Genomic DNA, 24,745 nt, shown 5'->3' with positions numbered 1-24,745 from the left:
GTTAGCGCACAATCAAGACTTCTCCTTCAGCATACCTTTGAGCCGCTCTCCCAGAGCTGATTTAGGCGACCAAGTCGGGAAACACTTGCTGGACTGCAGGGTGAACCAAGCGCTGTTGAACAACATTCAATCCCTTTTGCAACGCTGTATCTTGCTCGAGGGCTTTTAAACCATCGTTCGCCAGTTTAGCTACAAACGGGAACGTACTGTGATTTAAGGCTTGGGTCGCTGTCCACGGCACTGCACCAGGCATATTAGGAACGCCATAATGGAGAACCCCTTCCGCTTCGTAGACTGGATCGGTATGGGAGGTAGTATGTAGGGTTTCGATACAGCCGCCTTGATCGACCGCGACATCCACAATCACCGAACCTGGCACCATCTTCTGGACGAGTTGACGGGAGACTAAAATGGGAGCCCGCTTACCAGGGACCAATACCGCTCCAACTAAGAGATCTGCAGTCGGTAGAACTTGTTCTAAATACCGAGGATTGCTGTAGAGCAGCTCGACCCGAGAACCAAACAGAGTCTCTAAGTACGAGAGCCGTTCCACATTGATATCTAAAATTGTAACTTGAGCCCCCATACCCACAGCAATGCGCGCCGCTTCTGTTCCCACCACGCCACCGCCAAGGATAACGACTTTGCCCGGTTTAACACCCGGAATACCCCCTAGCAAAACCCCTCGTCCACCTTGCTGTCGTTCTAGAAACCGCGCGCCAAACTGAATCGAGAGGCGACCGGCGATCACACTCATGGGGGTCAGTAAGGGTAACGAAATCCGATCGGGTAACGTAACTTCTACGGTTTCGTAGGCGATCGCACTCACGTTTGCGGTCATTAATTGCTCGGTCAATGCACGATCTGCTGCTAGATGGAGGTAGGTAAATAGAATTTGCCCGGATTGCAACAAACCATATTCTGCGGGCAAGGGCTCTTTCACTTTGACGACTAGCTGACGGTTCCAGGCCTCCTCGGCAGAGGACACAATCTTGGCCCCAGCCTGCAGATAATCCTGATCCGGAAAACCTGCGCCGACTCCCGCATTGGTTTCGACAAAAACTGGATGACCTTGTTGGCTTAAGGCTTGCACACTAGCGGGACTGAGGCCAACTCGAAACTCTTGATCCTTAATTTCCTTCGGCACACCGACTTCCATACCCCACCTCGTTAACCGCCTATCTCAAGGTTAGACGATGCAACTGGGAAAAACAGTTGTTTAAACACCGAGAATCTCGAACAATCCCAATAATCAATATGACTACAAACTAAACCTGCATCGTTGAGGATGAGTTCGCTACGGCCCGTAATGGCCATCTGCGGTTTCCAGGGGAATGGCGCTTGCCAATATAAAGTCCATCGGGTGTGAATCTCGTTGTCTTGCTGCTCAATTCCATGCACTTCCATGCGGGTATTGATAAACCACTTCTGGATAAAGCCAATCATTTCCTGATACTTGGCAACCCCGCAAAACTGATTGAGGGGATCTTTGAAGTACACATCTTCCGCGTATAAATCAAAAGACTGATTCTCCGGGAAACGGTCGTAATCTTCCTGCAGTCGCTCCAAAATGGTCATGGTTGTTACTGAATGCCTCTATTCGAACCGTAACTTATATTCGATAGGCTTGGGCAAACCGGGGAATACCCGCTAAATCTAGATGAATTTGGATTTGTTTATATTGCCCCTGGCTAGTTAGGAGTGCTTTAACGGCCTCCGCTTGCCCGCACATCATTTCTAGAAGCAATACACCACCGGGTTGGAGGTATTGGGGTGCGATCGCAACCATCTCTCGAATCACATCCAACCCATCCACACCCCCATCCAGGGCCAAATGCGGTTCATGCTCAAACACTTCCGGCTGCAGCGTCGGTAAAATCTTCGTTGGGATATAGGGAGGATTACTGACTATCCCAGAGAATTGGCCTTCCAACCCCGCTAAAGGTTGAAACCACTGTCCTAAATGAAAGTGGATTCGATCTTGTAGTCCATAGGTCTGACTATTGTGTTGGGCAACCGCTAGAGCTGCTTGACTACAGTCAACGGCATGAACCATTGCTGGTGGAAAAGCCGTCGCTAGTCCTAATGAAATGGCCCCACTCCCGGTGCCCAGATCGGCCCATAACTTCACTTGTTCTAAACGAGCCGAATGTTGAGCGGCATTCACTGCTAAATCAATCAGCAATTCCGTTTCGGGGCGAGGGATTAAGACATCCTTCGACACCCGCAGATGAAACTGACGCCAATGGGCCGTTTCGGTCAGATGTTGAACCGGAATATTCTCAGCCAGTCGTTGCTGCCAAAGCTGCTGTAACACCTCTAAGGGCACCTGCATCTGAACCCATTGCGTTTCTGCAGGGGCTAATTTCAAATCTAGGGGATTTAAATCAGAAACTTCTAACAGCAACCAATCCAGTTCCTGCTTTAAACCAACACGCGATCGCAACTGGTCTTGAGACAGATCTGCGATCGCGGATTGATACCATTGCCAAAGTCTCTGACCCGAGACCTTGAAAGGGTTACTTTTTGGGCGCTGCTGGGGCTGCACTGGGCTGAGCACCATTTTTCTTCTGCTGCTGAACCGCATACTCTAAGGCATCTCGAGCTGGGATCAGCATAATTTGTTTCGCAGTGGCATCTTCAGACTTAAACAAAGAACCCACCAGTCGATCCAAAGACGTCACCTGAATCTTAGCCGTATTACTGAGGGGATTCTTTTGCTTTTTGAGTTGATCGATCATCACTTGCAAATCTTGTTTGCGGAAGTAAAAGGGAATGATCTTCTCTTTGCCCTGCTCAATCGTCAACAATCCTTTCTCTTTACCCCCAATTGCAAAAAACATGGGGACACCTTGAAACTGTTTGACGTCTTGGCCTTCCTGCTTGAGGATAGCCTTGGCAAAATCGACTTGCTCTTTATTGGGGACAAACTGGAAAACGAGCTGATCTTGTTTATCCTTGTTCTTCTTGGTGATTTCATAAGCATCACGGAGGGAAATCAAGGTCACCCTAGCCGCCTTCCCAATTTCTGGCTTATTTGCCTTTAAATTGTTGACCAAGTTCTGAGCATCAGTTTGGCTCATAAAGAAGGTAGCAACTTGGATTTTTTTGCTCTTGTCCTTGGGATTGGGCACAGCCGCTAAAACGGGCGATCCTTTCTCATCGGTGACGGCAAAAGTGGGAACCGTTTCTAAGCGCTTAACAGCTTCCGCTTCAGGAATTGCGATCGCAGCTTGTTGTCGCACCAGCGAGGGGCCTACTAAGCCGCCTCCCGCTAAGCTAAATATCAAACCCCAGCGAATTAATCCTTTCATAGCCCCTCTTAAACGAATTGCTCAGTAAAAATAGACATCAATGAGTTTAAGCAAACCCGATGTTTTCACCTCAAGCGTTTGCAGATATGCCTTGAGTATGGACGCAGTAAAGTTAAACCTTAACATCGATCACCCGTCTGTCAAGTTATGGATTGGGTGATGATAATCAATTGATTTCCACACTTCAAACAAAGACGGCTGGAACCATCAGTTGGTTCCAGCCACAAACATTGCATAGTACAGAAGAGCCGGGGTATTAATTCAACACTAGGGACTTTAATGGCTCACCACTTTTACCCAAGAAGTTGTGCCACAACTGGGCCAATTGTTGGGCATCCTCTTCCCGTCCGTCTGCCACTTGATACATTCGACGAGGGCGCCCCCGTCCTGATTCGTTTTGCCAATATCCACTCAACATGGCCTCATCAATCAGGAAGTTCAAAGCGGCATATAACACCGTGTCAGAAATGCGATAGGGAGGATGGTTGGCCCGAATATACTTGAGGAGAGCGGTGCCATAGGAATCCCCTTCTTCGAGCAACACCGACAAAATATAGCAAACCGCCACTTCCTTGGTGATATAGATGGGAGGAGGATTTTTAAAGTACTGGTAGATATCTTGGACGTTCATGGTCATACCCCTTGGTCTAAATAAGATGGATTACGAATTCGCCCGTTTATCGATTGATGTTGGGGATAGGCGAGTAGCTAGAATTCATCAAATCACTTCCTTACATCTTCACCCTAGCAAATATTTCCAAGGAAAAAAATTAGAATTTTCTTAGAAAAAACTAGAACGTATAAAAAAACTTTTGTAATGAAAAGAACAACAACTCTAATTATTTATTTTTATAAATAAAATTTTCTCCAGAGACCTTACGAGTACTGGCCTTAACAGGCTTTAGTCCCCAATCTGTAAAGAATCTTGCAGACTATGGCTTCTATTTGTTAATTTTGTTGACTTTAAAAAAGCAATCACCCAACAGGTTTGAATACAAGCTCACTGACTGACTCAAAGGTGCAATCTAGTTATTCAAGATTGCACCTTTGAGTAATATTGACTGAGGGTAAAACTGGGTTTATAGCATATAAAAACCTGAGTTTTGGCAAGCAAGACAACCCATAAGCTGGATTAACGTCTTATGGGCCACAAGAATTCTTAAAAACTCAGCTTTAATCACTGTTTTGCCCTATTTCACCCCAGGGGCAGAGTTCACCTTAAGTAAGTGGCAGCCTGGGCGAACGGATGCTGTAACAATTGCAGCACCATTGGGGCCACAGGACACTAATTTAGCGCCATCATTATCGACACCACCAATGCTAGCGTCGGGTGAACCCGTTTCAGGAGAAGTGCTTTCAGGAGTAATCGTTTCTTCTGAAGGGGTGGCTTCAGTCGGCACTTCAGGTGCCATAGACCCATCGGGGGCAGGGCTGGCTGGAATCGAATCAGGGCTAGGTGATATCGAATCAGGACCAGACTGTGCCCATGCAATGGATGAGAAGCATAAGGATAATCCAAGACTGGCAGCGGTGATCGCTTTAATATTCATATTTTGCTGAGCCTCCAGGGGATAACCCACTATAAAACTGTGTATTAGAATACAAATCCTCAGTGAAAATGTGGTGAATGCGAGTAAAATCAAAACTCAAGATGGCGTTCAGCTTTTTGCTATTTAGCGAGATACCCGGTCTGGATAAAGCTTTGTAGCAGGAAAAGGAGAAACAGAAAGAGGTCGAATAAGCTGGTTATTAAACGCCTGGCGGTAGAGTTTGCCTACAAATGAATGTGTTGATGAGGTAATCAGGAAGGTTGGCTATGAAGCAGCAACGTTTACTATCAGGGTGGGTTGTTGGCCTTTGCTTGGTTCTGACGGGTTGCCAACTATCCTCACCTTCCGCCAATGGAGAGGACTTAAAAATAGGGACACTCTTGCCCATTACAGGGGATTTATCGCAATATGGCACCCCCATGCAAGAGACAGCTGACTTGCTGGTGAAGACGGTGAATGCCTGTGAAGGGGTATTAGGCAAACCCGTGACGTTGGTAAGTGCAGATACCCAGACCGATCCTGCCCAAGGGACTCAGGCGATGACCAAATTAGTCGAGGCGGATAAAGTCGTCGGCGTGGTGGGGGCAGCTTCAAGCGCCTCGTCCAGTGCGGCCCTGCCAATTGCGGTTCGCAACCAAGTGGTCCAAATTTCCCCGGCTAGCACCAGTCCTGTGTTTACAGAAAGATCTCAAACAGGGGAATTTAAGGGATTTTGGGCTCGAACTGCGCCTCCAGATACCTTTCAAAGCCAAGCCCTCGCACAACTGGCAAAGCAAAAAGGGTTTAAGACCGTTGCAATTCTGGCCATCAATAACGACTATGGCAACGGCTTAGTGTCTGCCTTTATTCCTGCGTTCAAAGCCTTGGGTGGATCAATCACGAATGAGGCCAGTCCGACATTTTATGATCCCAACACCTCCACCTTTGATTCAGAGGTGAATCAGGTCTTTAAGGGGCAGCCCGATGCGGTTCTATTGGTGGCCTATCCCGAAACAGGCAGCTTAATTCTTAAGTCAGCCCAAGAGTTGGGGTTGCTAGACGGGAAAACAGCACTGATGACAACGGATGGGATGAAAGAGGCCAATATTGCCGAGCTAGTAGGCAAAGACGCGCAGGGTAACTATATTGTAGATGGCATGTTGGGAACTGCTCCTAGCGCTGGTGGTCCTGCCCTAGAAGCCTTCCAGAAACGATATCAAGCTGCTTTTAAACGAGAGCCCAGCGTTTTTGACCCCAATACTTGGGATGCTGCCGCTTTAATCGTTTTAGCTGCCGAGGCGGCAAAAGAGACGACGGGACCTGGCATTCGGGACCAGCTCCAAGCCGTCGCCAATGCTCCCGGGGAAGAAGTGACGGATGTTTGTGAAGCCTTAGCCCTGTTGCGCGACGGCAAAACCATCAACTATCAAGGTGCCAGTGGCACGGTCGATCTAAACCCTCAAGGGGATGTCACCGGGAGTTATGATATTTGGACCATTGATCAGCAAGGCCAACTGACCGTTAGCGACACTATCGCAATTACGGGGTCAGATGCTGCTCAAACCACTGAGTAGATTGCGAACTCAACCCTCTTCAACCGTAGATTCACCCGCAGGCTCTAGTTTGTCCTTGAGTTCGGTTTTGATCCGATTGAGAATTGTGGTCTGATCCAAAGAAGAGAGAATTTCGTTGACGACGGTTTTCGGACCATTGGGTCCCCAGGAAGCCCCATTGAACAAGTACCGTTTGGTGACTTCGCCAATACCATAGGAAGACACGCCTGCCACAGCCGCTTGGGAGACCGCAACGGAAACATAGGGTAACAATGACGCCCCTCCTGTCGCAGGTGCGGCCAAGCTGAGTAGACCTTTGAGAGAACTGAGCCCCAGAGTGGTTAGCAGCTCAGTCGCCCCAACACCGCCCATCGTCAGGGCAATTTTTCGCAGTAAATCCACGGCTCCTTTCTGGGTCATGGAAATGCCGTAGAGTTTCGACAGGGTCAAAATCATGGCAATATCGATGGCGGCACTACTCAGCACATCCACGACAGTGACAGGATTAAGGGCAATAGCGACCGCTTTTGCCATCACCCCACGCCAAATAATCTGATTGGCACTGCGATCGCGGATCCGCATCTTCCGCTCAATCAACTGCTCGTTAATATCATCGGCATAAAGCATGGTGTTGAGGGCCACCAGAGATTTACCTTCCCGCTCCAGCACTTCCAGTATTTTCAGCTTTAAATCTTGAACTTGGGGCGGTCCTGGCACTAGCTCTGCCCCTAATCGACCATCGGGGTATTGAATGGCTTGAGCGACCAGGGGAGCTGCCGAGGCCATCACAATCTCATCAGCAGACAGTAACTCCCGGACCCGCTCATCCCGAATTTTTTCGTAAATGGCGTTGCGATCGGCTTCGGGATATTGATCCACTTTATTGAACACCAGCAGGATAGGCTTACTAGCTTGCCGCAGCTCCGATAACGCCTCAAACTCCACCTTGGTCATATCCCCGGCAATTACAAACAAAATCAAATCGGCCTGCTGAGCGATTTGGCGAGCGAGACGCTCTCGCACTTCGCCATCGACTTCGTCAATTCCAGGGGTGTCAATCAGCTCAATCCGAGATTGCCCTACTCCTTGCAAGGAAACGCGAATGGCATCTTCGCCGGATTCTTGATCCACAAACCAGCTCGCCTGCTGACTCTGTTGCGTCACCCCATGCACGGGTCCGGTCGCGAACACGGACTGTCCTAACAAGGCATTGAGAAGGGAGGATTTGCCCCGACTGACCATGCCAAACACGGCGATATGAACCACCTGCTTTTCCAGCTTGTCGAGCATGGATTGCAAGGAATTGATTTCAGTTTCCAGTCCAGCCCGCTCGCGGGGAGAGAGATCGAGTTTCTCCACTAAGGTTTCGAGGGCAGAGTGGGCTTGCTGGTAACCCAGTTCTGCCTGCATCTGCTCAAAATCCTGAATCGTTTGGTCCAGTTCAGCTTCTAAAGTCTCTGGATCTGAATGCTCAAAGGCGTAGGGGTTAGGAAAACCGGAGTTCATAAAGAATGAATGGAGAATACCGCTCCTCGCGTGATCTCTAGGGTAGCGCTATCAGGTCGATCTTCAGGACTCCTGAACGCTTCACTTCAGTTTTCACAAATTTCTGTAAGGGTCTGACATCCCCCTTTAGACAGCAGGGTAAGCTCACCCATCAACGGCTCAAGCATTTAGGCCGATGATCTTTGACGTTGCTGCCCCCCTAAAAAGTCACTAATCTCACGGACCAGCCACTCTTTTTCCGGTAAGCTTAACATCGTGCCAAATTGATGAATATGATCGCCCTCAATCAAAGTACAGGCTGCTACCGGACGGTCATTACTTTTATAGGCCGTCGTTAATTTAATGCCATCTAGTGCCTGGGTGCTGCCTTTTTTGCGATAGCGGAGGCCAAAACGTTCAATTTGCCACTGCAGCTGAAACTGCTGGGGATCTATCTGCAAGTGAATACGCCCAGCCAGTCCAAACCAAACGGCCATCATAAGGGCAGATCCCGTCGTCAGGAAGGGCAGAACGGCGAAGATGGCAATCCAAGGTGGGATTTGGCCATTGAACATACTGGTGGCAATACTGGCTGCGATCGCCAATGCAATGCCTTCACAAAACAAGGCAAACAAGCCAATCCCCAGCGTTTTGCCCCGTAACCCACTGGGGGGAATGTCAACCATCAGTTGGGATGGCGTTCTCTGGAGTTGAATCTTACTGCCTTTAGGCTGATGCCGCAGCACTTCCTTTTTTCTTTGAGATAACGATTTGGGGCGGGTGGGAGAGGGCTGGGTTAATGTCGCCAATGCCTCCTGGGCCGAGGTCAAGCGATCTTCCACGGCAGGTTCGAGCATATGGTCTAACCAATCGGCAAAATCTGGCTGGAGTTGCACGGCTTTGCGGAAATTGATCTTCAGGCGCTGATGGGGTAGATCGGCAGGAGAACAGTGCGTCAGGAGAAATAGGAGGGTTGCCCCCAAAGAATAGAGATCCGTCGCCGGGACCGCTTTCCCTTGAAAATGCTCAGGAGCCATATAGCCATAAGTGCCCACCACCGTGCTACCTACCATCGTATTGCGATAGACATTTTGCACCGCTCCAAAATCCACCAGGTAAATCTGGCCATCCTCATTACGGATAATATTGTGCGGTTTAATATCCCGATGAATAATCGGTGGGGTTAACTCATGTAAATATTTCAGAATGCCTAGAATTTGCACAGCCAACTGACGCACTTCAGCTTGGCTAGCTTGCCATCCATCCTGCACAAGGTCAGCAAGTGATGTGCCTGGGGCTAGTGCTTGAACAATATAAAACCACCGATTCCCTGCTGTGTCGGTTTGGAAGTAGTCGATGTACTGAGGAATGGCTGGATGATCGAGTTGCGCTAGAACTTTAGCTTCCCGCTCAAATAGTTCTAACTGTTTCCAGTCATAAATTCCTCTGAGAGACAGCGCTTTTAAAGCAAATTGCTGATGAGTATGGACATCTTCCACAGCATAGGTGACGCCCGATCCACCTTGACCTAGAACGGATTGCACATGATACCGTTCCGCAATCAGGTCACCCGTTTGATGAAAGGGCTGCTCCAGCATGAATCTCTTTGTCGGAAATGTCATGCTTCCATTCTGTCTTGACTCAAGCAATCAGTTGGTGATCTCGAACAACTGGCCGTTTCGGTGCCACCTGCTCAGTGTTGCTGCGAGATCAGGAAATCTCCTATTTCCTCCACTAACCAAGCTTTTTCGCTGGGACTAAGCATGGTGCCGAATTTGTGGGTGTTAACGCCTTCCAACAGGGTGCAGCCTTTGACAGGCCGATCATTACTAGTATAAGCCGTGGTCAGCTTAATTCCTTCGATGTCCTCCGTTCGGCCACTGCGACGATATCGAATTCCCAAAGACTTCACTTGCCAGACCAATTCAAATGCCTGAGGATTAATTTCAAGATAAGTGCGGCCCGCCATCCCGAAAATGGTTGCTCCCGCCATGCCTAGACCCACAATCCAAAACGGAATGGAAAATAAGGGAAATAGGAAAGGTGCACCCGCCGCCAAAGCACCTGCAGTCCAGACAAAAATAAATCCATTCCAAAACAAGGCAAAACATCCAATCCCTAGGGTTTCTCCTCGTAAACCAATGGGGGGAATATCAACGGTTAGATGGGTCCTCGTTCGTTGCAGCTTAACCTTACTGCCCATCGGTTGTCGGCGCAGGGTTTTGACTTTAGGTGGGGTAATGGATGTGGGTTGCGCCCGTTGTGGAGGTGCTTGAAGCGCATCAATCGCTGCTTGGGCTGAGACCAACCGATCTTCTACAGCAGGTTCTAAGAGTTGATCAAGCCAGTCTGCAAAATGAGGTTTGAGTTGAACGGCTTCACGAAAATCGATCTTTAGTCGCTTTTGAGGCAAATCGGCAGGCGAACAATGGGTGAGCAGAAATAACAGCGTTGCCCCTAGAGAGTATAAGTCGGTAGCAGGAACGGCTTTCCCTCGGAAATGTTCGGGAGCCATATAACCATAAGTCCCCACGACGGTACTGCCCACCATCGTATTGCGATAGACATTTTGCACCGCCCCGAAGTCTACCAGGTAAATCTGCCCCTCCTCACTGCGGATAATATTTTGCGGCTTAATATCCCGATGAATAATCGGTGGGGTTAGCTCATGTAGGTATTTCAGAATGTCCAGAATCTGTAAGGCTAACTGACGCACCTCAGCTTGGCTAGCCCGCCATCCTTCTTTCACCAAGTCTGCCAGGGATTGACCGGGTGCTAATTCCTGAACAATATAGAACCACCGATCTTCGTCCGTATCGGTTTGGAAGTAGTCAATATAGTTGGGGATGGCTGGATGATCCAGTTGAGATAAGACTTTGGCTTCTCGTTCAAACAGTTCTAGCTGTTTCCAATCCCCCATGCCCTTTAGGGAGAGTTCTTTAAGAGCAAATTCCTGATGGGTATAGATATCTTCTGCGGCATAGGTTATGCCAGCGCCTCCCTTACCCAGCACAGAAAGAAGGCGATATCGTTCGGCGATTAAATCTCCGGCCTGGCGATGGGATTGCTCAAACATAACGTTGTTAACTGACATAACATCAGGTTGCCCGCATAGGTACTAGCTCTTGCAGAGATGGGGCTTCAATATGATGAATTGAATCAGCAATAGACGCTGATTCTTATACCTATAAATTCCGCTTCTTGCACCTAATAAATTTAGAAGTTGGGGTTTGATTGTTTAGATCAATTGATACAAGAGTCACATCTCAACAGAGGTGAGCAACGTGACTTTCGTAACCTTGGCTTCAGCGATGAGTTATCCATCTCATATCAAATATAGATAAGTTTGAGCAGTGCTAACGCCCTGCCATCAGCACCTGCTCAGCCGTTAGTCTTAAGTCTGGGAAGGTGGGTGAAACAATGGTCTGATTGTTACGAAATTGCCGAATTTCATACTCCTCATCCACAAGGGTACAGATGGAGAGCGTGGGCTGTTTGGGCTTACCTATATGGCGAACACCCCCTAATCCGGCATGGTCAGCAATCCAATATTCGGCAATACCTAAAGTTGCGTAGTCTTCAACCTTGCGAGCATAATCATTCTGCCAATTACTACTCACGACTTCTGCCACAAATTTAATTGAGTTGCCTAGGGTGAGGATGGATTGCTCAGACCAAAACGGCTCGTTGATTAGTTCTTCTCGATCTACAACTGCAATATCAGGTCGAAATGCCGTCATTTCAGTATTAGGAGGACGCAATAGTCCCCGTTGGAGGACGAACCAAGGTAAACCGATGACGTCAATCTGGACACAAAGCTTAGCAGTGATAAACGCTGAGATTTCCTCATGCAGCCCAGTGGGTTCCAAATCAAAGACTTCTCCATCAATCAGCTCATAGCGGTTATCACCGCCATACTGAGCAAGAAACTCATCAAAACTAAGTGGCTTCTGTTGAATTGATTGATCAACTGCAATCGTCATAGGTCAAGTTAGCCCAATCAATGACTCAAGCCTACCAAATCGACTCTGTGGCGAGTGGAGCTAACCTAGCCTTATCATCGTCAGCCTGATCATCAACATCAAATGGTTAACACTGCGAAGATCTATCCACTTAGAAGAATGTTTGCACTCTGTGATTCGATTACCGCACAATAGAGACTGTGACATAACGTCATGCTGAGGGAATCGCTGCGATGTAGATTTCAATCAGCTTATTTTTTTGATCTGTAGTTGATCATCTCAGTTCGTACACTAGGCTAGACCTTGATTCGAACTGCCTCGCTCTTATTCAAATAGCACCAAATTTATGCGTATCTCTCTCAATTGGCTTAAGAACCTAGTCGATATCGATCTGTCACCCGAAGATTTGGCAGAACAACTTACTCTGGCTGGTTTTGAAGTTGAGGACATTGAAGATTTACGCACTTGGGCGGACGGCGTTGTGGTGGGGAAAGTGCTCACCTGTGAGTCCCATCCCAATGCCGATAAACTACGCGTTTGTACCGTTGATATTGGTGAAGCAGAACCGTCCCAAATTGTCTGTGGTGCCCCCAACGTCAAAGCCGGACTGTATGTACCTGTCGCGACCTTAGGCACCTACTTACCCACACCAGACTTAAAAATCAAAAAAGCTAAACTCCGAGGCGTGCCCTCTGCTGGGATGATTTGCTCCCTTACCGAGCTGGGCTTAGAAAGCGAGATTGATGGCATCCATAGCTTTGAAACAGATGGGGTAGCAGTTGGAAATGATGTCCGTCCCCTCCTAGGGTTAGATGACGTCATCTTAGATCTGACCTCTACTGCTAACCGTGCCGATGCTCTGAGTATGGTGGGGGTCGCCCGTGAAGTCACAGCGCTGACGGGGGCCAAGCTAAAACTGCCAACTACCCCCAAACTGGATATTCCCTCTGGCAAAGATGTCAAGGTGGAGTTAGCTGATGCCGAAGCCTGCCCTGCCTATATCGCCACGGTGCTGGAAGACGTCACTATCGCCCCTTCTCCAGACTGGCTGCAGCAGCGACTAATCGCCGCTGGCACTCGCCCCATTAATAATGTGGTGGATATTACCAATTACATTCTGCTGGAGTGGGGACAGCCCCTTCATGCCTTTGACGCAAATTCCCTGAATGCTTTAGCAAAGAAGAAACCTCTGACTTTAGGCGTACGTCTCGCCAAATCTGGGGAAACCCTCACGACCCTAGATAGCCAAAAGCGCAAGCTGCAGGAACAAACCCTGGTGATTACCGCTAATGATCAGCCGGTAGCGTTAGGGGGCGTAATGGGAGGTGAAGACACAGAAGTCAAAGACACCAGTACTCGCTTAGTCCTGGAAGCTGCGCTATTCAACTCTCTAACCATTCGGCGCTCGGCTCGTAGCCAAAGCCTCCGCAGTGAAGCCTCGGCCCGCTACGAGCGTGGGGTAAATGAATCTCAACTAGAAACCGCCTGCCTGCATGCCTTGCAGCTGTTGGTGGATTTAACAGGAGCCAAGGTAGTTGCCCAGCAGCGAGCCGACCATCGTAAGTCTTTGGATCGGTCCATTGAGCTGCGTTTGGATCGAGTCAATCATGTCTTGGGTAAAGTCAAAGGCAAGAAAGGGGAACCCACAGACTTAACCGCCAAAGATATTCTGCCAATCCTCAAATCTCTCAGTTTCGACGCAACCCCCACAGATCGACCGGAGACCTGGACCGTCAAGGTCCCTCCCCATCGCCATAGTGATATTGAGCGGGAGATTGACTTGGTAGAGGAAATTGCTCGACTGTATGGCTATGACAATTTCTGTGAAACCTTACCTGCGAAAACTGAGTTAGGAACCCTATCCAGTCAGGATGCCCTGGCTCGTAAACTCAGAGAAGCCTTTCGAGCAGTAGGGCTAACGGAGTTGATCCATTATTCCTGGGTCAAACCTGGGGGGGATGACCAAGTGGTCGTAGTGAATCCCTTGTTAGTAGAGTTCTCCGCTCTACGCACGGAAATGCTGACTAGCCTGCTGAATGCCTGTCAGCGGAATTGGGAGCAGGGCAATGGAGCACTCAATGGCTTTGAAGTCGGTCAAGTGTTCTGGAAAGAGGGCGAAAAACTAAAAGAAGCTCGGGCCATTGCGGGTATCCTGGGGGGCGACCCCGCCCAAGGCAAATGGATGCGCACCGCCAATCAAGGCTATGCCATGACTTGGTTTGAAGCTAAGGGATTATTGGAGCGAGTGCTAAGCCAGTTAGGCTTATCAGTGACCTTTCAATCTGATTGTCCTGATCAGCGGCTCCATCCGGGGCGCACGGCAGCTCTAGTTTCTCAGGGAGCGAAGCTTGGCTATTTCGGCCAGATTCATCCTCAGGTACAGCAGGAGCGAGACTTGCCGACAGTCTATGTCTTTGAGCTGAATCTAGATTTACTGCTAGAGCAGCTCGCCCGCCTGCAGACAAAGGCGACGCTGTTTTCTACCTACTCCACTTATCCTGCCGCCGATCGCGATTTGGCATTCTTTATCCCTACAGAGGTCACCGTTGCCGAGATTGAAAAAGTCATTCGCAAGGCAGCAGGCGGTCGTAAGCAGTCTTTGCTCACGGATATTGAACTGTTTGATGAATACCAGGGAGAGCATGTACCGGAAGGGCAGCGAAGTTTGGCATTTCGCTTGTTGTATCAGGCGTGCGATCGCACCCTCACCGACGAGGAAGTGAACCCCATTCACCAAAAGGTTCGTGACGCCCTGGAAAAACAGTTCAATGTCAGCCTCCGAAGCTAGGTCGGCTGGCTTTCCAAGGTATCGGGTAGCTTCACAATGATTTGATTGCGGCCATTGACCTTAGCCTCATACAACGCCGTATCCGCCACCTGAACTAAGTGAGTAGGATGATAAATCGGTTGAGGAATGGTGCTAGCCACGCCAATACTAAGGGTGACATGGTCAGCTATCTCAGACTGGCAATGCTCAATTTCCAGATCGAGCATCGCCCGTTGGACTTTCTCAGCCACAATACAGGCCTGTCGATGATCCGTATTTGGCATAATTACCGCAAATTCTTCGCCACCATAACGGGTTGCTAAATCCCCTGTACGCCTAACATTTGCATTGATGGCATGGGCAATCTTCTGGAGGCATCGATCCCCTGCCTGATGACCATAGGAATCATTAAAGCGTTTGAAATAATCGACATCACACATCATCAAGGCCAGCGGTCTTTGTTGGCGCTCCATCCGCCGCCATTCCTGCTCCAGCACCTGATCAAAACACCGTCGATTGGCTAACTCCGTCAGGCTATCTAGATGAGCCAGGCGGGCTAACGCAGATGTTTTTTCTGCCACTCTGGCCTGCAAAATTTGGTTGGTATTTTGGAGATAACTAATCACCAGAATTAGACTCATCACCGCCAAGCAGCCGATGATAATTAAGGTGCTCCAGATACTCTTCAAGCCGGCTTGGGCTTGGGCAACAAAAGCATCGATAGGCTGAGTAATCTCGATCACCCCCCGTATATCGCCCTCTTGCCAATCCGTTTTCGGGCTGCCAGGCCAAGTGTTGTGACATTTAACACAGCTCGATCCCATTTGAATCGCTTCTGCATAGCGAAATAAGAGTTGGCCTTGCTCCTTTGTTTTTTGATAGTAGAAATCAGAGGGATGTTGCTGCAAATAATTGAGTGCTTCCTGCTCAAACAAATTTTGCGGACCACCCGACCCCTGGCGATTCGGAAACGGATAATTACTAAACAAGCGAAAAGATAAACCTTTCTCAGATTTACTGACCCGTTCTCCCAATTCAATCGTATAGGTGGCGGGCACCGGAATACCGCCACTAATATGGTGATACTCAGGGCTAACGGTGACATTATCGACATTATCCAAACGACCAACGACCGCTTGACTATATAAAAACCAAGCTTCCTTAACGGTATGAACAGAGATACGAGCATGTTGTAGGGCTTGAGCATCCACTAAATCCGCCGACAACTCGAAGGTCCCAGATAGTGCGACACCCGTACCCACGCATAACAGCAGCACAAGGATCAGTGCTATCCGTCGATACAACCAGAATGTTAGCTTTCGAAATCGCTGCAAATTAGACAAGCCCCGAATAAATAGCCCGCTGAGATAGCAAAGTAGATCCTCGACTTAGCGATAACACTAAATTCTCCTTATGCACAACGATCGCGAAGAGGGGGGAAAGGGAATGTATAACTAGTTCTAAACAATAAAATGGTGTTTCAATGACCAGTTTCACATCAAATAATTCGAAATCAAGATAATTCCACGAAATTTGAAGCAGCCAGTGGTTCGATAGACCAACAATTACCTATTGATATTGATACCCATCAATTATAAAGATTGGTTTACCCAGATGACTCGTTATTCAGAGAAATTTAGAGGTCAGGTGGGGTCTCCTTCAGACAACAAACGCCCAGAGGTCGGGTACCTGAAGGCAATAAAGTCCTGGCACACAGGCAGGTTTAATATCGTCACGCTAGGCTATTAGCAATATCAGCACTGGATGATTTGGAGAACAGATGGCAGCAAAACCTTGCATTTTTTCTAACCTTCTTCCGCTGGGTGAGCGGTGTCGTTCCCAATCCCGGTTGGTCGTGCTACTAGCAGGGTTATGGTTGTTTAGCAGTGTTCTATGGAGTTTAGGGGCCAGCCGTGCTGAAGCGCTTGCAGGGGTTGCCCATACTGATCCTGCTATTTACCAAGAAAAATCAGGGTTTAGTCTGGATGGGATTGGTAAAGTTTACATGGGGCGTGAGATTGCCCAGGTTATGGGGCATCAAGGTGCGGGATGGCTGGAACGATCCGGGCGAGCGAGTAGCGAACAACCCCGTCGCTTAGTTGAAGCTTTGAACTTAAACCCGACCGATGTGGTGGCGGATATCGGAGCTGGGACAGGGTATATGAGTTTTCGCATGACACCTCTGCTGACAGACGGCAAGGTTCTAGCCGTGGATATCCAGCCCGAAATGATAGAAATCCTTAACTATTTCAAGGAAGAACGACAGGTCGACAATTTAGAGCCCATTCTGGGAACCGAAACAAACCCCAACTTGCCGGAGAACAGTGTGGATGTGGTGCTGATGGTAGATGCCTATCATGAGTTTGCCTTCCCTCATGAAATGATGACTTCCATTGTTAAAGCGTTAAAGCCAGGTGGCAGAGTCGTTTTAGCGGAGTATCGGGCCGAAAATCCTTTGGTGATGATTAAGCCGTTACATAAGATGACGCAAAAACAGGTCCGCAAAGAGATGCAGAGCGTGGGCTTAGTGTGGCAAGAGACAAAAAAACTTTTACCACAGCAACATTTGATGTTCTTTGAAGCCGATTCTGTTCCGATCAGTTAGGCAACTCATTTTTGCGTCAGCCCACCTCCTCTGATGAAGTGACCCCACCCATGACATCTGAGAATGGACATGCCAAGATGGGACAAAGATTCGGGCAGGAGAGTTTTCAAGCGATGCGCGTGCAAGTTCAGTGGATATTGGTTTGTATCGGAATTGCGCTAGGGGCGCAATCCGCATTGGCTGAATCTGCTATCCCGAATGGACCTATATCGGTTTTACAACCGGAAGACACTGCGGGCGATCCAACAAACCTCTCCCAGCAGATTGCCCAGTTGCGATCACAAGGTTCTGCCGGACTGCAGCGTTTTTTGCAAGACCATGCCCAGGAGTTAAAGGCAACCACTGGTCTACCTACACCGACTTTGCGGAAACAATTGGATGCGTTATGCAAACAGCGCGATTGTCATGCATCCCAGCTATACTGGCATACGGATTTCGCCAAAGCGCAGGCGGCAGCTAAAGCCAGCAATAAACCCATATTGTCTTTGCGGTTATTGGGGAATTTAGATGACGAACTGAGCTGTGCGAATAGTCGGTTTTTCCGAGTGGCGCTGTATCCCAACGCTCAGGTCTCCCAATATTTACGCGATCGGTTTGTCTTGCATTGGCAGTCGGTGCGACCTGCCCCGGTGATGACCATCGATTTTGGCGATGGTCGCCAGATTAAACGCACCGTGACCGGCAACAGTATTCACTACGTTTTGAATGCAGACGGCCAGCCGATAGAAGCTTTGCCTGGGCTCTATGGTCCCCAAGCCTTTCTGCAACATTTACAGCGAGCTGATGAACTCTGGCAACAAACAGCCAACCTCAACGAGAGCGATCGCCAACAAGCGCTGCAAACTTATCATCAGAGGCGGTTGGAAGCTATTCAATCTGCTTGGGTTCAGAATTTACAAACAGCAGGGATCGAGGATGTTCCTGCCTTGCAGACTCTGCCAACCAGCAATGCGCCCACCGCAATAGATGCTGCTCCCATCGCTGTGGGTAAAGCCATGGTTGAAATCCCTCTTGTGTCTTCTGCCATGAGTCTGTCTATGTTGGCAAACCAGAACCGAACTCAGCTTGATCAAGCAACGGAACCACAGACTTGGGGAAAATTAGCTGGATTCCATGCCGATCTGGCTCGTTTGGATGAGAATAGTAAATCCTTAATGCGCAGTAAGCATACGGCCTACCGTGCCCCCGAGCAATTGGCAAAAACGGTGCAAAACTTTGAGCAGGCAATGGCAATTGATACGGTTCGCAACGAGTATTTGTTGCACTCGCGTCTCCATCAGTGGTTTGTGGAGGCTAATCGGACGGGAACGATTGACCAGTTAAATGAAAAAGTGTATGCCGAATTGTTTCTGACGCCGAGTTCTGATCCCTGGTTGGGATTGGTATCGCCGGATATTTACAGCGCGATTGAGGGGGATGGGATCCAACTGCAGTAGAGGGTTGGGTATAAACGGAGGCCACACCATGGTTAGTCCTTTCTGGCAATAGTTTATGAGGGTCAAAACGAGTTGTCTCATGCTGTGAGGATGGCATCCTGCCCAAGCATTGAAACTCAGACAGACCAGAGCAATGGTGAACAAAATATAGGTGGGAGCCATAATCACACCGATCATCAGCCATGACAGATCGTGCAAGGCCAAAAGAACTGCAGCTAAACTGGCGAATCCAATATTAAGGTGAATCAGTCGTGGAGAATGATTTCGGCTGACCTGCACAACGGTCAAGGCAGTGGCGAGAATATTAATGGGGACTAGGAATGCACAGATGCCGACACAGTTGCATCGGGAAAAGTCGAGAAGGGCGTTAAGATTCAGCATGTTCCCCGTTCTATCATGTTTAAGGGATCGGTGCTGCCGATTGAAAAAGCTAAGCAATAATACTTAATGCTGATTTGACCTTGATATTCACGGATTTCAGTGGAGTAAAAAACGGATGAGTTCATCGCCAACGTTAGGTCTTATCCATCCTCTAGTCCCTGCGGGAGAGGAGATTGAACCTGCGATCGCATTCTACGAACAGAAGCTTGGCTTTAAAGTCATCCACCGCGAAGGCGATCCCCTCAGGCTTGCCATCGTCCAACGAGATGCGGCGGTTATCTACCTCTGTAAAAACAGCTATCAGAATTTGGGAAGTCCCACCAGTTTGAGAATTCAGGTCAACGATATTGACCAACTGTTTGCTGAGTATGAAGCGAAAGATGAAAGTATTGTGCAAGAAAAACTGGAGCAAAAACCCTGGGGACCGAAAGAATTTGTTGTCTATGATCCAGTGGGGGGTTGTCTAACGTTTTTTGCGATACCCGGGTAAGTCTTACTGATGCTGTTCTAAAAATTGATGTACGGTGAGGAAAAAGACTTCAGGATTCTCCCAAGGAACGCGATGCCCAGCATTGGCAATTTTGAGGTGGGTGAGATTATCGCAATCATCCGCTAAAGTCTGACCGATTTGGCAGTACTTGGTATCTTCTTCTCCCGAAATATACAGAATCGGGAATTTTAGCTTTTGTAGATGCGGCAATAGATCGGATTGATGACCTTTGGAAAACTTCTGGAATACTTCGGCAATTTGGGTACGAGAAAAATCTGCTTCTAGCACTGGATAAGTAGGCTTGCGGCCACAAAAGACAGGGAGTGCGTTCCATTCCTGCAATAGATCATCCCAAGGTTCATGCAGAAATTTATGGCTCCATTTCTGATCTTTGGCGAGACAGAGTTTGCGATCGCATTCCGATTCCAACCCTGGATCGGCGCTGACAATAATGGCTCCTTGCCATAATTCTGATCGGTGCAGAAGGGCATGAAACGCTAACCGCCCTCCCAAGGAATACCCCAGCAGAAAACGGGATTTGATATTTTGAGCTTGGACTCGTTGACAAAACAGTGTGGCCCAATCCTGCAAAGATACTCCTGGACTTGCCCATAGATCTTCTAGGACAATGGATAGGCTGTGCTCTGGACAGGCTATTTGACTAAGTTGAGTTTGCAGGGGATGCCAAACTTTAGGCGTTTGGAGATTGCCATGAATCATCCATAACCCAACTTCAGCAGACAACATTGATTCTGATGACATGATGATGCTCAGTATATGATTTCACATAGCCAAGAGAAGCGGTCATGCCATGGGGATAACTGTGGATATGGCTGGCTCTGTTAAAGCTGTTCGTTATCAATGTCTACATTGCACCTGTTTGGAATTCGTCATCATGGACCTGGCTCAGCCCGGAGTTTGCGCCAGAGCTTAGAACATCTGAAACCTGATCTGATTTTGGTGGAGGGACCACCGGATACGGCTGGAGTCATCGGGCAGATGGTGAATCCAGACATGCAGCCCCCCGTTGCTATTTTGATCTATGCGCCAGACCAACCTCAGCAAGCGGTTTATTATCCCTTTGCCGTCTTTTCTCCTGAATGGCAGGCGTTGGACTATGGCCTTCACCAGCAAATCCCAGTGCAGTGGATGGATTTGCCCCAGACCCATCAGTTGGCCCTGCGTCAGCAGCCAAGTGAATCGCCAGAAGCAGACAGCGGGGATGATTTGTCTTCAGATGCGCTGCCAGAGATCCGGCATGACCCGCTGTTTTGGTTAGCCCAAGCGGCTGGTTATAGCGATAGCGAGCGTTGGTGGGAGCGGATGGTGGAACAGCGGTCCGAAACGACCGATCTCATTGTCGAAGCAATGACGGCGTTGCGATCGGCGGTCGAACAGGACCATCCACCCGATTTAAAGCATCCTCGGAACTACCGAGAAGCACTGCGGGAAGCCTATATGCGGCAAACGATCCGAAAGGCGAAAAAAGCGGGGCATAAGAAAATTGCCATTGTCTGTGGCGCTTGGCATACCCCTGCTTTGGCGGAACCCTTCCCCCCAGCTAAGCAGGATACGGCTTTGCTCAAAGGCTTACCTAAGCTGAAGGTCACCGCAACCTGGATTCCCTGGACTTACGAACGACTGGCAGATCGTAGTGGCTATGGCGCGGGAATTGCCTCACCAGGCTGGTATCACCATTTATGGACCGCATCGAATCAACCCACCGTCCGCTGGCTCACCCATGTGGCCCGATTGCTGCGCCAGGCCGATATAGATGCATCATCCGCTAGCGTCATTGAATCAGTACGACTGGCCAATTCCCTAGCAGCGTTGCGGGACTGCCCAACCCCCGGATTGCCCGAACTGAATGAAGCGGCCCAGACCGTCCTCTGCTTTGGGGAGGAACTGCCGTTGCAGTTAATTCACGAGCAATTGATTATTAGCGATCGCATGGGTCAAGTCCCGGACGATACGCCGATGGTGCCCTTGCAGGTGGATTTACAGCGTTGGCAAAAGAAGCTGCGCCTTAAACCCCAGGTGACATCCAAAGAGCTGGCGCTGGATTTGCGGAAGCCGAATGATTTGTTGCGATCTCATCTCTTACATCGTCTCAATTTATTAGGGATTCCCTGGGGCCGCTCTACCTATAGTCGGGGGAAAGGAACCTTTAAAGAAGCCTGGACCTTGGAATGGCAGCCTGAGTTTGAAATTGCCCTGATTGAAGCAGGCCAGTGGGGTAATACGATTGAAGCGGCCACGACCGCCTATACCTATGATCTGGCCGAAAACGCCGCTCATCTGCCTGAGCTAACGGAGCTGTTAGACAAAGTGCTGCTGGCCGATCTTGCCGAAGCCATTACCAAACTGATGACGCGCTTACAGGCAGAAGCGGCAGTGGCTAGCGATGTGGTGCATCTGATGTCGGCCCTACCGCCCTTAGCTCAAATCCTCCGGTATCGGGATGTACGCCAAACAGATACGAAGGTGGTAGCCCATGTGGTGGATGGCTTAGTCACTCGCATCTGTATTGGCTTACCGGGGGCTTGTGCTTCCTTGGATGATGAAGCAGCGGCCATGATGGACAAGCAAATTATGGCAACCCACAGTGCCATTAATTTGCTCCAAAATCAGGACCATCAACAGATGTGGTGGATGGTGTTGAAGCAGCTGGTGAATCGCGAGAGTTTACATGGATTGCTGGGCGGTCGCTGCTGTCGGTTACTGCTAGATGGAGGGCAATTTGAACCGTCAAGAGCGGCCCAACAGTTGGGCTTGGCTTTATCCCTAGCCACAGAACCCACCCAAGCTGCTGCCTGGATTGAAGGTTTCCTCAAAGGCAGTGGCCTGTTGTTGCTCCACGATCAAGATATTTGGCAGGTCCTGGATCAGTGGGTGTGCGAACTGGCACCGGATACCTTTGTGACGCTATTACCGTTGTTGCGGCGAACTTTCTCAACTTTTCCCGCAGCCGAGCGACGGCAGATGGGAGAACGAGTGACGCAAGGGACGGTAGGCACTGGACTACAGAGCTGGGAATCGGAAGTATTGGATTGCGATCGCGCCGAAAAGGTTTTACCCCTCGTTGCCCAACTCCTTGGAATGTCTGCACCCAAATCATAGGCTTTGTAATGCGGTGAGCTATTGGTTTCGACGGGCTTGTTGTGTCTGTTCTCGTTTATCTACGATATCTTGCCTGTTGGGATCATCTGTTAAAACACTGTTATAGGCTGAGATGGCAGCCTCATAGTATTTGAACTTAAACAACAGATCTCCATATTGACTCCAAGATTGGTCATCGTCTGAATCAAACTGAATCAGGTGTGGATAAGCCTGAATGAACGTTGCATGACAACCTTCCACCAAAGAAAGTCTCAACACTTCGAGATTGAGATCTCTGGAAATCCATGGGTTTGTGTGCGACTCTAATCGCAAATCATCGATGTAATCTTGCAGTGTAGGATTGACCTGCCGGAAAGACGGAACATCATCAAAATCGCCATATATATTCACAATCCCGGAACTAAAAAGATCAAGGTAGACCACAAACCATCGTTTGTTCTCTGGGTGAGTTTGACTACGCCGCTCTCTGAATTCACGAATCAGCGGTTCCAATGCCCCAGCATGTTCGATGCCCCTTTTACTGCACCCACGATGTATTTCAAAACAAGATCCTGCAATTTGTATTTCAAAATCGCTGAGTGAAGATTCTGTAGGGAGGTATGGTGACATAATATCGGCGATCTGGTGTGTAAGATCTTCTTCCCACGGCGCGACTTTTTCACGCTGTTGGACATGTTTTTGATCCAACCAATCCCAGATATCGGGGTGATTGTTACTTGGATCAAAGAGGAGTTCTTCACGAGTTCTAGGTGTGATTTGCACAACCTCTTGTAGCCATATATCGACTTCATCAATCCAGCCATTATTCGGATCAGTCTCAAGGTCAGATCGACAACAATAATCCCAAAAAGTATCCTGTATCAGTCTTTCTAAAAATTCTTCTAATGAGTTGGCAAGAACTAAGCCTCCGCTTTCATGAATGATTACGATAGGTGCATTTTCAGGATGACAATCTTCATAAAACCAATATCCAACCCTATCTCCTATGCTGCTAAGCATAAAAATACCGAAATGGTTAGCTAGATCGCTGCCGTTCTTGATGTAATAGTCATCAAAGAATACTCCTTTTAAGAGTGGCTCTTCATCACAGTGGTAGTAGCGATATTTTTGTTTGAGAAACGTCAACAACTCCACCAGTCGCTCAGGTAAGGCGATTGCGCGGGGAAAATGTTGCCGAATACTTGGTAAATCAATAAATCTATCGTTTTGCATCACTAAAGTGCCATCAGTTGAACTGAAGAAATGGCCGTTACCAAAGCTGCTGTTAATGCATCTGATAAGCTGATTATTCCCTGCAATCCAGTCTTCTGCCCAAAAGTACGCGATGTGATGGGACCTCTGGATTCTATGACTCCCTGAAGCACCACCACCCATAGAAAATTGCTCTCGAACGTTGCTATGAGAATTCTGTATCCCTGCAATCCCCTGGAACCCAAAGAACCCGATCAGCCTTTTACGGATGAATTTGTGGAGTTCAAAAATTGGGAATCCCTGTGTCTCTGTTTGCCTATGATGATTTGAGTCTGGGAGACTTTAAACCGCGCCCCCGAATTGAGTCTGGCGAAACGGTTTTATATCGTGGCTGGATGTTTAATGTCACCGCCTATCAGGAATTTACCGATTTCATCTGCAAGAGAGGGGGGATTCCAGTGACTTCAGCCGCAGACTATGCCCTATGCCACCATCTCAAACAGTGGTACTCAGCCTGTACTGATCTCACCCCAGAAACGGTATTTCTGGAAAAAGGCTCCAACTATTTAGAACAAATCTCTACTTTGAACTGGGACGCTTACTTTATCAAAGACTTTGTGAAATCAAATACTGATGCTCAAGGGTCCATTGCTCACACCCCAGAACAAGCAGTCAACATTATCAACCGAATCGAACAGTATCGGGGTGAACTGGAAGGAGGGGTTGCTGTTCGCAGGGTAGAGCAATTTCAGCCCCAATCAGAACAGAGATATTTCGTAGTCAATGGAGCTGCTTATTCCCCAACTTCAGGTGTATCCCTCTTTTATCACTTTAGACAGAGAGAAAGTCAGGATGCTTGAGCAATTTCCTCACCAGTGGACAGCAAAATGTCTCCATCCTAGATGTGAGTTG

At 48.7% G+C, this 24,745-nt stretch carries 20 protein-coding genes; 7 read left to right on the top strand and 13 right to left on the bottom strand.

Annotation, left to right across the window (positions count from 1 at the left end; genetic code table 11):
• Positions 1-61 precede the first annotated feature (61 nt).
• The 6 genes from ald to Q0991_RS16225 all read right to left on the bottom strand — a co-directional run bounded on the left by ald (position 62) and on the right by Q0991_RS16225 (position 4,864).
• Entirely contained in the window at positions 62-1,159 is a 1,098-nt protein-coding gene (gene ald / locus Q0991_RS16250) for an alanine dehydrogenase (protein ID WP_299490161.1), read from the bottom strand.
• An 11-nt stretch (positions 1,160-1,170) separates the two neighbouring features.
• Positions 1,171-1,578 carry a DUF2358 domain-containing protein gene (locus Q0991_RS16245; RefSeq protein ID WP_299490160.1) on the bottom strand — a complete coding sequence of 136 codons (408 nt, stop codon included), beginning with the start codon at positions 1,576-1,578 and terminating at the stop codon, positions 1,171-1,173.
• A gap of 34 nt (positions 1,579-1,612) precedes the next feature.
• Positions 1,613-2,563: a peptide chain release factor N(5)-glutamine methyltransferase gene (gene prmC / locus Q0991_RS16240; protein ID WP_299490158.1), complete on the bottom strand. Its 951-nt coding sequence runs from the start codon at positions 2,561-2,563 to the stop codon at positions 1,613-1,615.
• The gene (locus Q0991_RS16235) at positions 2,520-3,314 is read right to left on the bottom strand and encodes a Tic22 family protein (protein ID WP_299490155.1); all 795 of its coding nucleotides are present in this window, start codon (positions 3,312-3,314) and stop codon (positions 2,520-2,522) included. Before Q0991_RS16235 ends, prmC begins: the two co-directional genes overlap by 44 nt.
• A gap of 256 nt (positions 3,315-3,570) precedes the next feature.
• A complete protein-coding gene (locus tag Q0991_RS16230) occupies positions 3,571-3,945 on the bottom strand; it encodes a helix-turn-helix transcriptional regulator (protein ID WP_299490153.1) in 375 nt (124 codons plus the stop codon).
• Positions 3,946-4,504: 559 nt separating this feature from the next.
• Entirely contained in the window at positions 4,505-4,864 is a 360-nt protein-coding gene (locus Q0991_RS16225) for a hypothetical protein (RefSeq protein WP_299490151.1), read from the bottom strand.
• A 266-nt stretch (positions 4,865-5,130) separates the two neighbouring features.
• Between Q0991_RS16225 and Q0991_RS16220 the strand changes: the two genes are divergently transcribed.
• On the top strand, positions 5,131-6,417 hold the full coding sequence (locus Q0991_RS16220) for an ABC transporter substrate-binding protein (protein WP_299490149.1): 1,287 nt from the start codon (positions 5,131-5,133) through the stop codon (positions 6,415-6,417).
• A gap of 9 nt (positions 6,418-6,426) precedes the next feature.
• Here Q0991_RS16220 and Q0991_RS16215 read toward each other — a convergent pair whose 3' ends face one another.
• The 4 genes from Q0991_RS16215 to Q0991_RS16200 all read right to left on the bottom strand — a co-directional run bounded on the left by Q0991_RS16215 (position 6,427) and on the right by Q0991_RS16200 (position 11,864).
• Positions 6,427-7,902 carry a DUF697 domain-containing protein gene (locus Q0991_RS16215; RefSeq protein ID WP_299490147.1) on the bottom strand — a complete coding sequence of 492 codons (1,476 nt, stop codon included), beginning with the start codon at positions 7,900-7,902 and terminating at the stop codon, positions 6,427-6,429.
• Between the two features lie 167 nt (positions 7,903-8,069).
• The gene (locus Q0991_RS16210) at positions 8,070-9,479 is read right to left on the bottom strand and encodes a serine/threonine-protein kinase (RefSeq protein WP_299490145.1); all 1,410 of its coding nucleotides are present in this window, start codon (positions 9,477-9,479) and stop codon (positions 8,070-8,072) included.
• 95 nt (positions 9,480-9,574) lie between these two features.
• Entirely contained in the window at positions 9,575-10,957 is a 1,383-nt protein-coding gene (locus Q0991_RS16205; RefSeq protein WP_299490264.1) for a serine/threonine-protein kinase, read from the bottom strand.
• Positions 10,958-11,237: 280 nt separating this feature from the next.
• The gene (locus Q0991_RS16200) at positions 11,238-11,864 is read right to left on the bottom strand and encodes a Uma2 family endonuclease (protein ID WP_299490143.1); all 627 of its coding nucleotides are present in this window, start codon (positions 11,862-11,864) and stop codon (positions 11,238-11,240) included.
• Between the two features lie 325 nt (positions 11,865-12,189).
• Between Q0991_RS16200 and pheT the strand changes: the two genes are divergently transcribed.
• Positions 12,190-14,631, top strand: coding sequence for a phenylalanine--tRNA ligase subunit beta (gene pheT / locus Q0991_RS16195; protein ID WP_299490141.1), 2,442 nt, complete (start codon positions 12,190-12,192; stop codon positions 14,629-14,631).
• Here pheT and Q0991_RS16190 read toward each other — a convergent pair.
• Positions 14,628-15,944, bottom strand: coding sequence for a diguanylate cyclase (locus Q0991_RS16190; RefSeq protein WP_299490139.1), 1,317 nt, complete (start codon positions 15,942-15,944; stop codon positions 14,628-14,630). The two genes, pheT and Q0991_RS16190, sit on opposite strands and share 4 nt — an antisense overlap.
• A 446-nt stretch (positions 15,945-16,390) precedes the next feature.
• On the opposite strand from Q0991_RS16190, the gene Q0991_RS16185 reads away from it, so the two are divergent.
• The 3 genes from Q0991_RS16185 (at position 16,391) to Q0991_RS16175 (ending at position 19,522) form a co-directional block, all read left to right on the top strand.
• A complete protein-coding gene (locus tag Q0991_RS16185; RefSeq protein ID WP_299490137.1) occupies positions 16,391-17,215 on the top strand; it encodes a class I SAM-dependent methyltransferase in 825 nt (274 codons plus the stop codon).
• A 50-nt stretch (positions 17,216-17,265) separates the two neighbouring features.
• Positions 17,266-18,651, top strand: a complete 1,386-nt coding sequence (locus tag Q0991_RS16180) for a hypothetical protein (RefSeq protein WP_299490135.1) — start codon at positions 17,266-17,268, stop codon at positions 18,649-18,651.
• Positions 18,652-19,147: 496 nt separating this feature from the next.
• Positions 19,148-19,522 carry a VOC family protein gene (locus Q0991_RS16175; protein WP_299490133.1) on the top strand — a complete coding sequence of 125 codons (375 nt, stop codon included), beginning with the start codon at positions 19,148-19,150 and terminating at the stop codon, positions 19,520-19,522.
• 3 nt (positions 19,523-19,525) lie between these two features.
• Here the strand turns inward: Q0991_RS16175 and Q0991_RS16170 are convergent, their stop codons facing one another.
• Positions 19,526-20,284, bottom strand: a complete 759-nt coding sequence (locus tag Q0991_RS16170) for an alpha/beta fold hydrolase (protein WP_299490131.1) — start codon at positions 20,282-20,284, stop codon at positions 19,526-19,528.
• A gap of 99 nt (positions 20,285-20,383) precedes the next feature.
• Here Q0991_RS16170 and Q0991_RS16165 point away from each other — a divergent pair, with 99 nt between their 5' ends.
• Positions 20,384-22,642, top strand: a complete 2,259-nt coding sequence (locus tag Q0991_RS16165; RefSeq protein ID WP_299490129.1) for a DUF5682 family protein — start codon at positions 20,384-20,386, stop codon at positions 22,640-22,642.
• Between the two features lie 18 nt (positions 22,643-22,660).
• Here Q0991_RS16165 and Q0991_RS16160 read toward each other — a convergent pair whose 3' ends face one another.
• The gene (locus Q0991_RS16160) at positions 22,661-24,016 is read right to left on the bottom strand and encodes a hypothetical protein (RefSeq protein WP_299490127.1); all 1,356 of its coding nucleotides are present in this window, start codon (positions 24,014-24,016) and stop codon (positions 22,661-22,663) included.
• Positions 24,017-24,123: 107 nt separating this feature from the next.
• Between Q0991_RS16160 and Q0991_RS16155 the strand changes: the two genes are divergently transcribed.
• On the top strand, positions 24,124-24,693 hold the full coding sequence (locus tag Q0991_RS16155) for a hypothetical protein (protein WP_299490125.1): 570 nt from the start codon (positions 24,124-24,126) through the stop codon (positions 24,691-24,693).
• The last annotated feature ends 52 nt before the right edge of the window (positions 24,694-24,745 follow it).

It is taken from the genome of Acaryochloris sp. IP29b_bin.137 (assembly GCF_028285745.1).
GTDB lineage: Bacteria > Cyanobacteriota > Cyanobacteriia > Thermosynechococcales > Thermosynechococcaceae > Acaryochloris.
This window is presented reverse-complemented; position numbering and strand designations above follow the sequence as displayed.